This window comes from Pseudomonas sp. GT1P32 (assembly GCF_054897805.1).
Window position 1 is genome coordinate 3697967 of sequence record NZ_CM142704.1, and the last position, 16098, is coordinate 3714064.

The following is a 16098-nucleotide window of genomic DNA, read 5'->3' on the forward strand; positions in this document are numbered from 1 at the left end:
GGGGCAATCCGTGCAACTGTCCGCTATCATGCCCCCAATTCCGATACGCGAGATTGTCATGCGCCGTTTGCTCTGCCTGCTGCTTTTAGTGCTCGCCCTGCCGGCCACCGCCGCCGGTTTGCTGGAGAGTCGACCCAGCTCCACCCTGGGCTCGATCAACAACAGCGCCGACTTCCTGCCGGTGCGCGAAGCCTTTCAACTGAGCCTGATAGACAGCACGCCACAATCGATCAAGCTGCGTTTTGTCGCCACCGAGGGTTATTACCTCTACCGCCATCGCTTTCAGTTTCGTGCCGATCCCGCCGAGATCGTAGTCGGCCCGGCACAGCTGCCCAAAGGCGAGCAGAAACACGATGAGTACTTCGGCGACGTCGAGGTTTACCACGGGATTCTCGATGTCGAACTGCCGCGCACCGATCAACGCGCCTTCACGCTGGCGGTGACCTATCAAGGGTGTGCCGACAAAGGCCTGTGCTATCCGCCCGAGACCGAACGCCTGAGTATCGACGGCAGTGGCGGCGCCACCACGAGTTGGAGCTGGCGGGAGCTGGCATTGTTCTTCCTTGCGGGCCTTGGCCTGACCTTCACCCCTTGCGTGCTGCCGATGCTGCCGATCCTCTCCGGCGTGGTGTTGCGTGGCCAGGTGGGTGGCTGGCGCGGCTTCAACCTGTCGCTCGCTTACGTGCTGCCGATGGCTGCCTGCTTCGCCCTGCTCGGTGCGTTGATGGGGATGTTCGGTGCGCAGCTCAACCTTCAGGCGCGGCTGCAATCGGCGTGGGTGCTGGTGCCGTTCGCGATGTTTTTTGCGCTGTTTGCCCTGGCGATGTTCGGTGTCTTCGAACTCAAGTTGCCGCACACGATCAGCAGTCGGCTGGACCGAATTGCCGGGCGCACCGAAGGCGGTTCGTTGTGGGGCGCGGCGGTGCTGGGCGTGGTTTCCAGCCTGTTGGTTTCACCCTGCGTCTCGGCACCACTGGCCGGCGCGCTGCTGTACATCAGCGCCAGTGGCGATGCGTTGGGCGGCGGCTTGAAACTGTTCATGCTCGGCCTCGGCATGGGCGCACCGCTGCTGCTGGTGGCCACCGGCGGTGCCGCCTGGCTGCCGAAAAGCGGACCATGGCTGGTCTACGTGAAAAACGCGATTGGTGTGTTGTTGCTGGGCCTGGCGATCGGCCTGCTCAGTCGCGTGCTACCGGGACAGATCACTTTGTTGCTGATCGGTTTGCTGGCCGGCGGCGTCGGTTTGTTCATGGGCGCGCTGGAGTTCGTCTACAAACCTCCGCGAAAACGCCTGGGCCAGTTACTCGGAATGTTCCTGCTGTTTTATGCACTGGCATGTTGGTACGGCGCCTTCAGTGGCCAGACCGATCCGTTCAACCCAATCGGCCAGTCGCGTGTCATCAGCAGCAACGAGCAGTCGCAAAACACCAGCGACTGGCAAACCGTCACGACTCCGGCCGAACTCGATCGCGTCCTCGCCGAAGCCAAATCCTCCGGCACGCCACTGCTGCTCGACTGGTACGCCGACTGGTGCATCAGCTGCAAAGTCATCGAACACAAAGTGCTTAACGACGCGCAAGTCGTCGAACGCCTCAAGGGTTATCGGCTGATTCGCTTCGACATCACCACCAGCAACGCCGAGCAACGCGCCCTCCTCGACCGCTACAAACTATTCGGCCCACCGGCGCTGATGTTTTTCGGCAAGGACGGTGTCGAACGCACCGATGTACGAGTGATCGGCGAAATCAGCGCCACGGACTTCGCCGAACGTGTATCCAAAGCAAATGACCGGACTTAATCACCCGGTCACATATTTCGCGCAAACATCGGCCATCGTGCTGGCTATTGCATAGAACTGGACAGTCACAAAGGCTTTGCGGCATAGTCGCCGGGTTCTGACAAATGCACACGGATAACAAGGAACAGCAGATGGCGACCCTATTGGTTCTGCACGGCCCCAACCTGAACATGCTCGGCACCCGTGAACCGGGCACCTATGGCGCTACGACACTGGCGCAGATCAACCAGGACCTGGAACGCCGCGCTCGTGAAGCCGGTCATCATTTGCTGCACCTGCAAAGCAATGCCGAGTACGAATTGATCGACCGCATCCACGCTGCCCGCAGCGAAGGTGTGGACTTCATTCTGATCAATCCAGCAGCTTTTACACACACAAGTGTCGCATTACGTGACGCGCTGCTGGCGGTGAGCATCCCATTCATCGAAGTGCATTTGTCTAACGTGCACAAACGCGAACCTTTCCGCCATCACTCTTACTTCTCCGACGTAGCGGTGGGAGTGATCTGCGGCCTTGGCGCCAGCGGTTATCGACTGGCCCTGGAGGCTGCCCTGGAACAGCTTGAACAACAAGCTATACGCCCCTGACCGACCCTTGGGAGTTGATGATTCATGGATATCCGTAAAGTTAAGAAACTGATCGAACTGCTGGAAGAGTCCGGCATCGACGAGCTCGAGATCAAGGAAGGCGAAGAGTCCGTTCGCATCAGCCGCCATAGCAAAACCCCGGCTCAGCAGTACTACGCACCGGCTCCAATGCATGCTCCGGCTCCAGCGCCTGTTGCTGCTGCCCCGGTTGCCGCTGCCGCTCCTGCTGCTCCGTCCGCCCCTGTCCTGAACGGCACCGTTGCCCGTTCGCCAATGGTCGGCACCTTCTATCGCAAGTCTTCGCCAAGCTCGCCGTCCTTCGTTGAAGTCGGCCAGACCGTGAAGAAAGGCGACACCCTGTGCATCGTCGAAGCCATGAAGATGATGAACCACATCGAAGCTGAAACCAGCGGTGTGATCGAATCCATCCTCGTCGAAGACGGCCAGCCGGTTGAGTACGACCAACCGCTGTTCACCATCGTTTGAACCGCGGAGAAACTTTGATGACTGCGAAGTTGGAAAAAGTTCTGATCGCCAACCGCGGTGAGATCGCACTGCGGATTCTGCGTGCCTGCAAAGAGATGGGCATCAAGACCGTCGCCGTTTACTCCAAGGCAGACAAAGAGCTGATGCACCTGGGCCTGGCAGACGAATCCGTCTGCATCGGTCCGGCCTCGGCCGCCCACTCTTACCTGCACATCCCGGCAATCATCGCCGCGGCTGAAGTGACCGGCGCCACCGCCATTCACCCAGGCTACGGTTTCCTTGCGGAAAACGCTGATTTCGCTGAGCAGGTCGAGAACTCCGGCTTCGCCTTCATTGGTCCGAAAGCCGACACCATTCGCCTGATGGGCGACAAGGTATCGGCCAAGCACGCGATGATCGCTGCTGGCGTTCCAACCGTTCCGGGTTCTGACGGCCCGCTGCCGGAAGACGAAGAAACCGCTCTGCGCATCGGTCGCGAAGTCGGTTACCCGGTGATCATCAAAGCCGCTGGCGGCGGCGGTGGTCGCGGCATGCGCGTTGTGCATAACGAAGAAGACCTGATCTCCTTCGCCAAGCTGACCCGCACCGAAGCAGGCGCAGCGTTCGGCAACCCGATGGTCTATCTGGAAAAATTCCTGACCAACCCACGTCACGTGGAAGTTCAGGTACTTTCCGACGGCCAGGGCCACGCCATTCATCTGGGCGACCGCGATTGCTCGCTGCAACGTCGTCACCAGAAGGTTCTCGAAGAAGCGCCAGCACCGGGCATCGACGAGAAAGCACGCCAGGAAGTCCTCGCTCGCTGCGTCAAGGCGTGCATCGACATCGGCTACCGCGGCGCCGGCACCTTTGAGTTCCTTTACGAAAACGGTCACTTCTACTTCATCGAGATGAACACTCGTGTCCAGGTAGAGCACCCGGTTTCGGAAATGGTCACTGGTATCGACATCGTCAAGGAGATGCTCAGCATCGCCGCCGGCAACAAGCTGTCGTTCACCCAGGATGACGTGGTCATCCGCGGTCACGCGCTGGAATGCCGGATCAACGCCGAAGACCCGAAAACCTTCATGCCAAGCCCAGGCACGGTCAAGCATTTCCACGCTCCAGGCGGCAACGGCGTTCGCGTCGATTCGCACCTGTACAGCGGTTATGCCGTTCCGCCGAACTACGATTCGTTGATCGGCAAGCTGATCACCTACGGCGCAACCCGTGACGAAGCCATGGCGCGCATGCGCAATGCGCTGGACGAAATCGTTGTCGACGGGATCAAGACCAACATCCCGTTGCACCGCGACCTGACCCGCGATGAAGGCTTCTGCAAAGGTGGTGTGAACATTCACTACCTGGAACACAAGCTGGCTGGCGAAAAGCACTAAGCTTTTAGCCTGATCAACAAAGCCGCCTTCGGGCGGCTTTGTTGTTTCTGAAGGTTTCATCCGATGCTGGGCAGCACGTAATACCTGTGGGAGCGAGCCTGCTCGCGATGGCGGCGCCCCATTCAACATTCATGTAGCTGACACACCGCTATCGCGAGCAGGCTCACTCCCACAGTGAACTGCAGGGGCAAGCCACTCCCACAAACCCTTCGCGCTCGCGTAAACTTGCGCGCTTCTCGCAGCCCGCTAGGCTGCAATCAATATTTTTCAAAGGTGCCCGCCATGCCTTGGCTGCAAGTCCGTCTCGCCATCAGCCCAGAACAAGCCGAAACCTACGAAGACGCTTTCCTTGAAGTGGGCGCCGTGTCGGTGACTTTCATGGACGCCGAAGACCAGCCGATCTTCGAACCGGAACTCAACACCACCCCGCTGTGGTCGCACACTCACCTGCTGGCCCTGTTCGAAGGCGGCACCGAAGCCGCTTCGGTCCTGGCACATCTGGAGCTGCTGACCGGCAGCCCTCTGCCTGAGCATCACAGCGAAGTGATCGAAGACCAAGACTGGGAACGCAGCTGGATGGACGATTTCCAACCAATGCGCTTCGGTCAACGCCTGTGGATCGTGCCGAGCTGGCACGCCGCGCCTGAACCCGACGCCGTGAACATTCTGCTGGACCCGGGCCTCGCGTTCGGCACCGGCACGCACCCGACCACCGCGCTGTGCCTGGAATGGCTCGACGGTCAGGACCTGAAAGACTGCAACGTGCTGGACTTCGGTTGCGGCTCGGGGATCCTGGCGATTGCCGCCCTGTTGCTGGGCGCCAAGGAAGCCGTCGGCACTGACATCGACGTGCAGGCGCTGGAAGCGTCCCGCGACAATGCCGGTCGCAACAACATCGCCGATGCGCTCTTCCCGCTGTATCTGCCGGAAGATCTGCCACAGGTTAAGGCCGATGTGCTGGTGGCCAACATCCTCGCCGGCCCGCTGGTCTCCCTCGCACCGCAACTGTCGAGCCTGGTCAAACCGGGTGGTCGCCTGGCGCTGTCGGGCATCCTCGCCGAACAAGGTGATGAAGTAGCCGTCGCCTACGCGCAGGACTTCGATCTGGACCCGATCGCCAATCGCGATGGCTGGGTGCGCATCACTGGCCGTCGGCGCTAGAATGAGCGCCTGCATAATCCGGATCGCCGCATGACCGACAGCTTCGTCACCCAGTGCCCGCATTGCCAAACCAGCTTCCGCGTCAGCCATGCTCAATTGAGCGTGGCCCGTGGAGTGGTTCGTTGCGGCTCGTGCCTGCAGGTGTTCAACGCCGCCAAGCAACTGCTTGAGCAGGCGGGCAAGGAAGTGATCCTCCCGGCGGCTCCGGCCATCGTCGAGACAGCCGAGCCAGAACATCGAGCCATCAGTCAGAAGCAGTGGACTGCCGCCGAACTGGACCTGGACAGCCTGGACCTGGATGAAGAACTCGCTCGACTGGAACAGCGGGAAATCCAGCCGACCACCGAATTCGGTCGCCACCGCGAAGACAGCCTGAGCGCCCGCCGCGATAGCGCCGAGCACGACGAAGAGCCGTGGTCCGACAGCCTGTTCAGCGAATCCGCCGCCGATCGCGCCGAAGCGGCGGAAGCGGCAGAAGCGGCAGAAGTTACCCTCACGCCGGAACCGGCGATCGAGCCGAGCAAACCTTCGCGCACCGAACCCTCGTTGTCCCTGGAACCCGTGGAACTGGACGACGAGTCTCTGCCGCCGCAACTGCGCCTGAACGATCCACTCGACGCCCCACTCCATCACGAACGCCTGTCAGCGACCGACGCCAGTGACGATATCGACGACGACCTGCCTTCGATCGAGCCGCTGCGCAAACGTCGTGAACGCAGCGAACCGGGCGTACGCGCCGAGGTGCTGCAAGACCTGACCGATGACCCGCTGCAACTTGATTGGCAAAAACGCCGCTCGCCCTGGGGCCGGCGGTTTTTCTGGTTGCTGCTGATCCTGCTCGGCGCTGGCGCACTTGTGGGTCAATACATCGCTTACCATTTTGATGAACTGGCACGCCAGGATCAGTACCGTCCGTGGTTCCAGCAGTTCTGCCCGCAAATCGGCTGCACCGTGCCCTCGAAAGTCGACATCGCGAAAATCAAGAGCAGCAACCTGGTGGTGCGCAGCCATCCGGAATTCAATGGCGCGCTGGTGGTCGACGCGATCATCTACAACCGCGCGCCGTTCTCCCAGCCGTTCCCGTTGCTGGAACTGCGCTTTGCCGACCTCAACGGCCACCTGATCGCCAGCCGTCGCTTCAAGCCCGGCGAGTACCTCAACGGCGACCTTGAAGGCATGGCTGAAATGCCGCCGCAAACGCCGATCCACATCGCCCTGGATATTCTCGACCCAGGCGCCAAAGCCGTGAACTACAGCCTGAGCTTTCATTCGCCCGAGTGAAACGGTTCAGTGTTACGGGTTTGACGGCACATTTCTGGCAGAGACCGCTCATACCAAACTGCTGGCAATAACAGAATAACTGTTCAGATTTTGTTCAATTCAGCCTTTATCCAGTCATCGAGAGCGGGTATCATGCCAACCCTTTTTCGAACTCTCATGATCCGGCCCCACAACTGGAAAGTCTTATGTCGGCGGTACGCATCGGTCCATACACATTGCACAACGGCTTGATTCTTGCCCCTATGGCGGGTGTCACCGACCAACCCTTTCGTCAGCTGTGCAAGCGACTGGGCGCAGGACTTGTAGTCTCGGAAATGGTCACCAGCGACATGAGTTTGTGGAACACCCGCAAATCGCGCATGCGCATGATCCACGAAGGTGATCCCGAGCCACGCTCGGTACAGATCGCCGGTGGTGATGCGCAGATGCTGGCGGATGCGGCCCGGGCCAACGTCGAACTGGGCGCACAGATTATTGATATCAACATGGGCTGTCCGGCAAAGAAGGTCTGCAACAAGGCCGCCGGTTCCGCACTGTTGAAGGATGAAGCACTGGTGACCGAGATCCTGCAGGCCGTGGTGGCTGCGGTTGATGTGCCGGTTACCTTGAAGATCCGTACCGGCTGGGACCGGGACAACAAGAACGGTCTGACGGTGGCGAAGATCGCCGAGCAGGCAGGCATTACGGCGTTGGCGGTCCATGGCCGCACCCGTGCCGATCTGTACACCGGTGAAGCCGAGTACGACACCATTGCCGCGATCAAGCAGGCCGTGTCGATGCCGGTCTTCGCCAATGGCGATATCGATTCGCCGGAAAAGGCCCGTTACGTGCTCGACGCGACCGGTGCCGATGGACTGTTGGTTGGACGGGCTGCCCAGGGGCGGCCATGGATTTTTCGCGAGATCGACCATTTTCTGCGTACCGGCGAAAAGCTCCCGGCGCTGGACCTGATCGAGGTGGAACGCATTCTGCTAGAGCATCTGGCTGCACTGCACGTCTTCTATGGAGATGTCATGGGTGTCCGGATCGCTCGGAAGCATGTGGGCTGGTATCTCGCAACCTTGCCGGGCGCCAGGGAGTTTCGCGCCCACTTCAATCGTTTGGAAGATACGGAAGCACAATGCGCCAACGTTCAGGGCTTCTTCGCCGAACGTTACAAGAGCCTGACAGGGGACGGAGACGAGGTGGCCGCATGACGATGATGACCGAGACTTTAGTGAGTGGAACAACACCCGTGAGCGACAACGTGAATTTGAAACAGCACCTCAATACGCCAAGCGAAGAAGGCCAGACCCTTCGCGGGAGTGTCGAGAAGGCGCTGCACAATTATTTCGCCCACCTTGAGGGCGCTGCCGTCACGGATGTGTACAACCTGGTGCTCTCCGAAGTCGAGGCGCCCCTGCTCGAGTGCGTGATGAACTACGTCAAGGGTAACCAGACCAAGGCCAGCGAGCTGCTCGGGCTGAACCGAGGCACCCTGCGCAAGAAACTCAAGCAGTACGATTTGCTTTAAGCATTCAATCAAACCAGAAAGGCGCCCGCGTAAAAACGGTCGCCTTTTTTGCTGACTCCTTTGCTTTTGATGGAAATTGAAATGACCGACCAGACTACCCGCCTGCCGATCCGCCGCGCCTTGATCAGCGTTTCCGACAAGACAGGGATCCTCGAATTCGCCAAAGAGCTTGAAGCCCTGGGCGTCGAGATCCTCTCCACCGGCGGAACGTTCAAGCTGCTGCGTGACAACGGCGTTGCCGCAGTGGAAGTCGCGGATTACACCGGTTTCGCAGAAATGATGGACGGTCGGGTGAAAACCCTGCACCCGAAAATCCACGGCGGGATCCTCGGTCGTCGCGGTATCGACGACGCGATCATGAACGAGCACGGCATCAAGCCGATCGATCTGGTGGCGGTCAACCTGTACCCGTTCGAAGCCACCATCAACAAGCCAGGCTGTGACCTGCCGACCGCCATCGAGAACATCGACATCGGCGGCCCGACCATGGTCCGTTCGGCGGCAAAAAACCATAAAGACGTGGCCATCGTGGTGAATGCCAGCGACTACGCCAACGTGCTGGAAAGCCTGAAGGCCGGCGGCCTGACCTACGCTCAGCGTTTCGACCTGATGCTCAAGGCCTTCGAACACACCGCTGCCTACGACGGCATGATCGCCAACTACATGGGCACCGTGAACCAGGCCGCTGACACCCTCAGCACCGAAGGTCGCAGCGAGTTCCCGCGCACCTTCAACAGCCAGTTCATCAAGGCTCAGGAAATGCGCTACGGCGAGAACCCGCACCAGAGCGCGGCGTTCTACGTTGAAGCCAAGCCGGCTGAAGTTGGTATCGCCACCGCGACCCAACTGCAAGGCAAGGAGCTGTCCTACAACAACGTGGCCGACACCGACGCCGCGCTGGAATGTGTGAAGAGCTTCGTCAAACCGGCCTGCGTGATCGTCAAGCACGCCAACCCGTGTGGTGTTGCCGTGAGCCCGGACGCCGAAGGCGGCATCCGTCAGGCCTACGAACTGGCCTACGCCACCGACACCGAATCCGCGTTCGGCGGCATCATCGCCTTCAACCGCGAGCTGGATGCCGAGACCGCCAAGGCCATCGTCGAGCGTCAGTTCGTCGAAGTGATCATCGCCCCGAGCGTCAGCGAAGAAGCCCGCGCCATCGTCGCGGCAAAAGCCAACGTGCGCCTGCTGGCCTGCGGCGAGTGGTCGGCTGACCGCGCCGCTGCCTGGGACTACAAACGCGTCAACGGTGGCCTGCTGGTGCAGAGCCGCGACATCGGCATGATCAGCGCCGATGACCTGAAAGTCGTGACCAAGCGTGCACCGACCGAACAGGAAATCCACGACCTGATCTTCGCCTGGAAAGTCGCCAAGTACGTCAAGTCCAACGCCATCGTCTACGCCAAGAACCGTCAGACCATCGGTGTCGGCGCTGGCCAGATGAGCCGCGTGAACTCTGCGCGTATTGCTGCGATCAAGGCTGAACATGCCGGCTTGCAGGTAGCGGGCTCGGTCATGGCATCCGACGCGTTCTTCCCGTTCCGCGACGGCCTGGACAACGCGGCCAAGGTCGGCATCACTGCGGTGATCCAGCCGGGTGGTTCGATGCGTGACAACGAAGTGATTGCAGCAGCTGATGAAGCCGGCATCGCCATGGTATTCACCGGCATGCGCCACTTCCGTCACTGATCCAGCTCTTGTAGGAGCGAGGCTTGCCCGCGAAGAGAACGCCGCGGTGCAACTGCAATACCGAGGTGATGCCTTCGCGGGCAAGCCTCGCTCCTACAGGGTCGGTGCAGTGGCAGATGCCGCGCACCGTTAGCCAGGCAGCCCAGGCTGCTCCACAGAATTAGCGTCATCCGAGGTTTTTGAAATGAATGTTTTGATCATTGGCAGCGGTGGCCGTGAACACGCACTGGCCTGGAAAGTGGCTCAGGATCCGCGCGTGCAGAAAGTTTTCGTGGCTCCGGGCAACGCCGGCACCGCCATTGAAGCCAAGTGCGAAAACGTCGCTATCGACGTGCTCGCACTGGAGCAACTGGCCGACTTCGCCGAGAAAAACGTTTCCCTGACCATCGTCGGTCCGGAAGTGCCGCTGGTGGCCGGCGTCGTCGATCTGTTCCGCTCCCGTGGCCTGGACTGCTTCGGTCCGACTGCTGGCGCCGCGCAGCTGGAAGGTTCGAAAGCCTTCACCAAGGATTTCCTGGCACGCCACAAGATCCCGACCGCCGACTACCAGAATTTCACCGAGATCGAGCCAGCCCTGGCTTATCTGCGTGAAAAAGGCGCACCGATCGTGATCAAGGCCGATGGCCTGGCCGCCGGTAAAGGCGTGATCGTTGCCATGACGCTGGCCGAAGCCGAAGACGCCGTGCGCGACATGCTCGCGGGTAACGCGTTTGGCGAAGCCGGTTCGCGCGTGGTCATCGAAGAGTTCCTGGACGGCGAAGAAGCCAGCTTCATCGTCATGGTCGACGGCAAGAACGTACTGCCGATGGCCACCAGCCAGGACCACAAACGCGTGGGCGACGGCGACACCGGCCCGAACACCGGCGGCATGGGTGCTTACTCCCCTGCACCAGTCGTCACCAGCGAAGTGCACAAGCGCGTCATGGACCTGGTGATCTGGCCGACCGTGCGCGGCATGGCCGAGGAAGGCAATGTTTACACGGGCTTCCTCTATGCTGGCTTGATGATCGACAAGGCTGGTAACCCAAAAGTCATCGAATTCAACTGCCGTTTCGGCGACCCTGAGACCCAACCGGTTATGCTGCGCTTGCAGTCGAGCCTGGTGTTGCTGGTCGAGGCGGCCCTGGCGCAAGCGCTGGACAAGGTCGAAGCCCAATGGGATCCACGTCCTAGCGTCGGTATTGTTTTGGCGGCAGGCGGCTATCCTGGCGACTACGCTAAAGGCGTCGCCATCAACGGTCTGGATGCAGCCGCAGCGCTGGAAGGCAAAGTCTTCCACGCCGGTACTGCGCTCAAGGACGGTCAAGTGGTGACGGCCGGCGGTCGGGTGCTTTGCGCCACTGCCATGGGTGCCAGCGTCGATGCTGCTCAGCAGCAGGCTTACAAGCTGGCCGCGAAGATTGACTGGGAAGGCTGCTTCTATCGCAAGGACATTGGCTACCGTGCCATTGCCCGTGAGCGTGGCGAAAATCAGGAATAAGCGATCCATTCGGCAGGGCTTGGGATTCAGGCCCTTGCCGGACTATTCCGGCGCCGCGCATAGTTATATTCTGGCATCAACCTACGAAGGGATTTCGCCGTGCGCTGGCTCAGGATTGCCATAGGTTTCACAGTCACGCTGCTGACGCTGCTCTGCATGCTTCCGGCTCAGGCCGCGCAAGGCAGTGGTTGGGCGCTATTGCTCGACGAACAGGGCGACCTGCAACTCAGCGACATCCGTTCCGCTCGCTTCACCAATCAATTCAGCCCCATCGAACTCGAACGCCTCACCGCAGCCGAGCCCGGTGGTGCACTCTGGCTGCGCTTCAGGCTGGCACCCGGCAAGCATGAGCAGTTGCTGCGGGTGTTCGCTCCCGACCTGTCGCACCTCAATCTTTATGTGCTGGACGGCGACAAGCTGATCGAGCAATTGAACACCGGCACCGAACAGCCTCAGGCAGAACGGCCACTACCCAACAGCGACTTCATGTTGCCGTTGCCGCAAAGCGACAAACCCCTCGACGTCTACCTGCGCCTGGTGTCCGACCACCAGATGCGGCCTTACATCACCCTGCAATCGGCAATCATGACTGCGGCCAATCAGAGCCAGACGCTGATTTACGGTCTGCTGTTCGGCTGCATCGGGATGCTGATCCTGCACAACCTGATCCGTTACGCTTACACCCGGTCGCGCAGCAGCCTGTGGCTGGCGGGTTGTGAAGCGTTGCTGATGCTCAGCCTGGCGCTGCTGCTGAATCTCGCGGGTCCATGGTTGTCGAACTGGCACGCGGTGCAAACGCCGGGCGCTTACCTCGCCCTGCTGCTGACCGCACCGTGCGGGCTGATGTTCGCCTACCGTTTCTTCGCCCCGCTCGGCCCGCACCCGCTGAACAAGCTGCTGCTGGGCGACATCCTGTTTATTGTGGCCTGCGGTCTGCTGCTGTTGTTCGTCAACACGCTGCCGCTGAACATCATCACCTACGCGCTGGTCGCCCTCGCGGGTCTCACCATGTTGTTCGTCAGCGCCTGGCACTGGCAAAAAGGCTATCGCCCGGCCCGGCTGTTCGTGGCCGCCATGGTGGTGTTCAACGTCGGCACGCTGATTATCCTGCCGGCGCTGCTCGGCCTGACGCTGGTAGAACCGCAAGGCCTGATCATTGCCCTGCTGGTGTTCATTTGCATCAGCGGCCTGTTGATGAGCATTGCCCTGAGCGAACGCCAGCGCAGCATCACCGAAGACCGTTTCAGCGTCAGCCGCGATCTGGCCGCCAGCAACGCCGAGATCAATGCCAAGGCCGAATTCCTGGCGAAGATCAGTCATGAAATCCGTACCCCGATGAATGGCGTTCTGGGCATGACCGAACTGCTGTTGGGCACGCCACTCTCAGTCAAGCAGCGCGATTATGTGCAAACCATTCACAGCGCCGGCAACGAACTGCTGACCCTGATCAACGAGATTCTCGACATCTCCAAGCTCGAATCCGGGCAGATCGAGCTCGACGATGTGCAGTTCGATCTCAACGCACTGATCGAAGATTGCCTGAGTATCTTCCGCGCCAAGGCCGAACAGCAGAACGTCGAGCTGATCAGCTTTATCCAGCCACAAGTGCCGCGGGTCATCAGCGGTGACCCGACGCGCCTGCGCCAGACGCTGCTGAGTCTGCTGGAAAACGCCCTGAAGAAAACCGACGAAGGCGAGATCCTGATTGTCGTCGCCCTCGACGAGCGCACGGCCAAACCGCGCTTGCGCATTGCCGTACAAGACAGCGGCGAGCCGATGGATGCCGAAGAACGCGACGCGTTGATGCACGCCGAACTGCACAGCAAGAACTTCCTCTCGACCACCCGCCTGGGCGGCAACCTGGGGCTGGTGATCGCCCGTCAGTTGATCCGCCTGATGCAAGGGGAATTCGGCATCAAGAGTGGCACCAACCAGGGCAGCACCTTATGGCTGACCTTGCCGCTGGACCCCGACCGCCTCGAACACCCGACGTCCGACCTCGATGGCCCGCTGCAAGGCGCACGGGTATTGGTGGTGGACGACAACGACACTTGCCGCAAGGTACTGGTGCAGCAGTGCAGCGCCTGGGGCCTGAATGTCAGCGCGGTCCCGTCCGGCAAGGAAGCCCTGGCGCTGCTGCGCACCAAGGCTCACCTGCGCGATTACTTCGACGTGGTCCTGCTGGACCAGAACATGCCCGGCATGACCGGCATGCAACTGGCGGCCAAGATCAAGGAAGACCCGAGCCTGAACCACGACATCCTGCTGATCATGCTCACGGGCATCAGCAATGCGCCGAGCAAGATCATCGCGCGCAACTCCGGGATCAAACGCATCCTTGCCAAACCGGTGGCCGGCTACACCCTGAAAACCACGCTGGCGGATGAACTGAATCAACGCAACAAGGGCCTCGCGGTATCGCAGTTTCCATCCTCCGGCCCGACCCTGCCGGTCAAGGTTCCCAGCGACTTCCGTATTCTGGTGGCCGAAGACAACAGCATCTCGACCAAGGTGATTCGCGGCATGCTGGGCAAACTCAACCTGCAACCGGACACCGCCAGCAATGGCGAAGAAGCCTTGCAGGCAATGAAAGCCCAACGTTACGACCTGGTGCTGATGGATTGTGAAATGCCAATCCTCGACGGCTTCTCGGCCACCCAGCAATTGCGTGCCTGGGAAGTCGGCAACCAGCGGGTTCGCACCCCCGTGGTGGCACTGACCGCACACATCCTCGCCGAGCATAAAGAACGTGCACGTCAGGCGGGCATGGACGGCCACATGGCCAAACCGGTCGAGCTGTCGCAGTTGCGCGAGCTGATCGAACATTGGGTTGCCCAGCGCGATCAGCAGCAACGGACGGCAACACAACCGTCCTGAGCCGACAGACCCTGCAACGCCTGATAGACTCCCCCACGACTTCTCTCGCCAGTGAGCCTGCATCATGCTCCACGTGTTGTTCAGCGTTTACCTGAAGATGCTGGTGCTCTACAGCCCGTTCTTCGTGTTGTCCTGTTTCATCAGCCTGACCCGCGGTTATTCGCGCAAGGAACAACGGCGGCTGGCCTGGAAAGTGGCAACGGCCACACTGATATCCAGCGTCTTGCTGTACTTGTTCGGACGGTACATTTTCAGTGTTTTCGGCATTACCGTGGACGCGTTCCGCATCGGTGCCGGCAGCGTGCTGTTTATCTCGGCACTGGGCATGGCCCAGGGCAAGTCGGCGGTGCAGACCGATAACGTGCAGCAGGACGTCACCATCGTCCCGCTGACCATCCCGCTGACCGTCGGCCCCGGCACCATCGGCGCCTTGCTGGTAATGGGCGTGAGCCAGCCCCACTGGGATGACAAGCTCACCGCCATCCTCAGCATTGCCCTGGCCAGCTTTACCGTCGGTGTGGTGCTTTACCTGTCGAACCGCATCGAGCGCATTCTCGGTGACCAGGGCTTGCAGATTGTCAGTCGGCTGATGGGATTGTTTGTGTGTGCACTGGCAGCACAAATCATCTTCACTGGCGTAAAAGGGTACCTGGTGCCTTAGCGACAACCCGTCACTGAAAGCCAGGGGCTTTTTGCCCCTGGCGGCCGGGCTTCATTTAACCGGCGCAAACTCCATGAAAACGGCCTCTCTGAGATCATCAAGGTACTTGATGCACTCAGCCTCTTTCCTCAAGTCTTCTTCGTGAATGGTAAAGTGCGCCTTACCTTGAAAGATCGGAAGTTCGGAAGTATCCCACTCTACAAAAAGAACTTTTGCATCCTTGTCCGATGAGTCGTAACGGACCGTCGCCACGGCCATCGTCACTTCAGCATCGTCGTCTTGTTTGCAAACAGACACGCCAAAATTACCACCACTGGCTTCAGTTGCATGACGCTCAAACAGTTTGACGGCTTCAGGTTGTTTTTTCAGTGCATCCATAGTTTTGTCTGCGACAACTTTCAGCGCATTCGCGGCCGTACCCGCCAGGCCACCGGCCACAGAATGAACAATATCCAGCGCTACATTATCCAGCGTCAACTTGGCGGAGGTGGATTTGTACTGGGTAAAGGCACTGTGGTATTCGGTCCAGCCCGTGGCAAACATCAGCTTTTTGAAGCACTCGTATCGGGCAATTTTCTGCTCTTTAGCGGGAAACAGCACTTTTGAAGCGATATCGGCATACGCGTACGTATTTTTTACGATGCGCTTGTTGCGCCGCGACATCCCGTCCAGGAAGCCCACCACACCACTGCCCATGATCGCGGCATTCATTTCATCGCGATCAAACGGTAGCTTTACTGCGGAGCGCGCCTGGATTTTCGGACCAGCAAGTTCAAGTTTGGCTCGACATTGCTCAAGACATTGATCGAAATAAAGACTGGCTTCTGCTTCATTCATTTTATTCATCTTATAAACCTTAAATTCAAATATATATAAAAGCCGAACTGGCTCCGCCGAAAAACTATCGCACCCACCCGATAGATTCAACAACACCAGAACTTATAAAAAAACAACAAAACAACCTACAAACATCCAGATGTAACAACCCATAATTAATTACAACAAATCAATAAAAGCCAAACAACAGAAAAACCCAATAGATCTGCACACGCCTGCACACCCCATTAAAAAACAAGAACCAAACTTACGCAGAAAGGTAAATAATCCGACTCACCAAGAGAGTTAGAAGGTAAATATCCTCTATTCATTCAGGAATTAACCTACATCCTCTGGCGAATGTTTTTTACGG

At 59.4% G+C, this 16098-nt stretch carries 13 protein-coding genes; 12 read left to right on the top strand and 1 reads right to left on the bottom strand.

Annotated elements, in window-relative coordinates; translation table 11 throughout:
• Positions 1-58 precede the first annotated feature (58 nt).
• The 12 genes from ACYZUC_RS17030 (at position 59) to ACYZUC_RS17085 (ending at position 14909) form a co-directional block, all read left to right on the top strand.
• On the top strand, positions 59-1798 hold the full coding sequence (locus tag ACYZUC_RS17030; protein ID WP_461989399.1) for a protein-disulfide reductase DsbD: 1740 nt from the start codon (positions 59-61) through the stop codon (positions 1796-1798).
• A 131-nt stretch (positions 1799-1929) separates the two neighbouring features.
• A complete protein-coding gene (gene aroQ, locus ACYZUC_RS17035) occupies positions 1930-2385 on the top strand; it encodes a type II 3-dehydroquinate dehydratase (RefSeq protein ID WP_008031265.1) in 456 nt (151 codons plus the stop codon).
• A gap of 24 nt (positions 2386-2409) precedes the next feature.
• Positions 2410-2871 carry an acetyl-CoA carboxylase biotin carboxyl carrier protein gene (gene accB / locus ACYZUC_RS17040; RefSeq protein WP_028620186.1) on the top strand — a complete coding sequence of 154 codons (462 nt, stop codon included), beginning with the start codon at positions 2410-2412 and terminating at the stop codon, positions 2869-2871.
• Between the two features lie 17 nt (positions 2872-2888).
• Complete coding sequence (gene accC / locus ACYZUC_RS17045; protein WP_461989400.1) at positions 2889-4247, top strand: acetyl-CoA carboxylase biotin carboxylase subunit; 1359 nt, start codon at positions 2889-2891, stop codon at positions 4245-4247.
• 282 nt (positions 4248-4529) lie between these two features.
• Positions 4530-5408 (top strand): 50S ribosomal protein L11 methyltransferase, encoded by an 879-nt coding sequence (prmA, locus tag ACYZUC_RS17050; protein ID WP_461989401.1) that lies wholly within the window; start codon positions 4530-4532, stop codon positions 5406-5408.
• A gap of 30 nt (positions 5409-5438) precedes the next feature.
• Positions 5439-6689: a DUF3426 domain-containing protein gene (locus ACYZUC_RS17055; RefSeq protein ID WP_461989402.1), complete on the top strand. Its 1251-nt coding sequence runs from the start codon at positions 5439-5441 to the stop codon at positions 6687-6689.
• Positions 6690-6874: 185 nt separating this feature from the next.
• Positions 6875-7885, top strand: coding sequence for a tRNA dihydrouridine synthase DusB (gene dusB, locus ACYZUC_RS17060; RefSeq protein ID WP_461989403.1), 1011 nt, complete (start codon positions 6875-6877; stop codon positions 7883-7885).
• Positions 7882-8202, top strand: coding sequence for a DNA-binding transcriptional regulator Fis (fis, locus tag ACYZUC_RS17065; protein WP_007907419.1), 321 nt, complete (start codon positions 7882-7884; stop codon positions 8200-8202). The genes dusB and fis overlap by 4 nt, the downstream gene beginning before the upstream one ends.
• An 81-nt stretch (positions 8203-8283) precedes the next feature.
• Positions 8284-9891 (top strand): bifunctional phosphoribosylaminoimidazolecarboxamide formyltransferase/IMP cyclohydrolase, encoded by a 1608-nt coding sequence (purH, locus tag ACYZUC_RS17070; protein WP_008038724.1) that lies wholly within the window; start codon positions 8284-8286, stop codon positions 9889-9891.
• A gap of 184 nt (positions 9892-10075) precedes the next feature.
• A complete protein-coding gene (purD, locus tag ACYZUC_RS17075; protein ID WP_008038723.1) occupies positions 10076-11371 on the top strand; it encodes a phosphoribosylamine--glycine ligase in 1296 nt (431 codons plus the stop codon).
• Between the two features lie 99 nt (positions 11372-11470).
• Positions 11471-14248, top strand: a complete 2778-nt coding sequence (locus tag ACYZUC_RS17080) for a hybrid sensor histidine kinase/response regulator (protein ID WP_461989404.1) — start codon at positions 11471-11473, stop codon at positions 14246-14248.
• Positions 14249-14312: 64 nt separating this feature from the next.
• Positions 14313-14909: a MarC family protein gene (locus tag ACYZUC_RS17085; RefSeq protein ID WP_008031249.1), complete on the top strand. Its 597-nt coding sequence runs from the start codon at positions 14313-14315 to the stop codon at positions 14907-14909.
• A 51-nt stretch (positions 14910-14960) separates the two neighbouring features.
• Here ACYZUC_RS17085 and ACYZUC_RS17090 read toward each other — a convergent pair whose 3' ends face one another.
• Positions 14961-15755 carry a hypothetical protein gene (locus tag ACYZUC_RS17090; protein WP_461989405.1) on the bottom strand — a complete coding sequence of 265 codons (795 nt, stop codon included), beginning with the start codon at positions 15753-15755 and terminating at the stop codon, positions 14961-14963.
• Between the last annotated feature and the right edge of the window lie 343 nt (positions 15756-16098).

Excerpts from the sequence above, each read along its gene's own strand:
- ACYZUC_RS17030 (WP_461989399.1), top strand. The coding sequence starts at position 59 with ATGCGCCGTTTGCTCTGCCTGCTGCTTTTAGTGCTCGCCCTGCCGGCC.
- aroQ (WP_008031265.1), top strand. The coding sequence starts at position 1,930 with ATGGCGACCCTATTGGTTCTGCACGGCCCCAACCTGAACATGCTCGGC.
- accB (WP_028620186.1), top strand. The coding sequence starts at position 2,410 with ATGGATATCCGTAAAGTTAAGAAACTGATCGAACTGCTGGAAGAGTCC.
- accC (WP_461989400.1), top strand. The coding sequence starts at position 2,889 with ATGACTGCGAAGTTGGAAAAAGTTCTGATCGCCAACCGCGGTGAGATC.
- prmA (WP_461989401.1), top strand. The coding sequence starts at position 4,530 with ATGCCTTGGCTGCAAGTCCGTCTCGCCATCAGCCCAGAACAAGCCGAA.
- ACYZUC_RS17055 (WP_461989402.1), top strand. The coding sequence starts at position 5,439 with ATGACCGACAGCTTCGTCACCCAGTGCCCGCATTGCCAAACCAGCTTC.
- dusB (WP_461989403.1), top strand. The coding sequence starts at position 6,875 with ATGTCGGCGGTACGCATCGGTCCATACACATTGCACAACGGCTTGATT.
- fis (WP_007907419.1), top strand. The coding sequence starts at position 7,882 with ATGACGATGATGACCGAGACTTTAGTGAGTGGAACAACACCCGTGAGC.
- purH (WP_008038724.1), top strand. The coding sequence starts at position 8,284 with ATGACCGACCAGACTACCCGCCTGCCGATCCGCCGCGCCTTGATCAGC.
- purD (WP_008038723.1), top strand. The coding sequence starts at position 10,076 with ATGAATGTTTTGATCATTGGCAGCGGTGGCCGTGAACACGCACTGGCC.
- ACYZUC_RS17085 (WP_008031249.1), top strand. The coding sequence starts at position 14,313 with ATGCTCCACGTGTTGTTCAGCGTTTACCTGAAGATGCTGGTGCTCTAC.
- ACYZUC_RS17090 (WP_461989405.1), bottom strand. The coding sequence starts at position 15,755 with ATGAATAAAATGAATGAAGCAGAAGCCAGTCTTTATTTCGATCAATGT.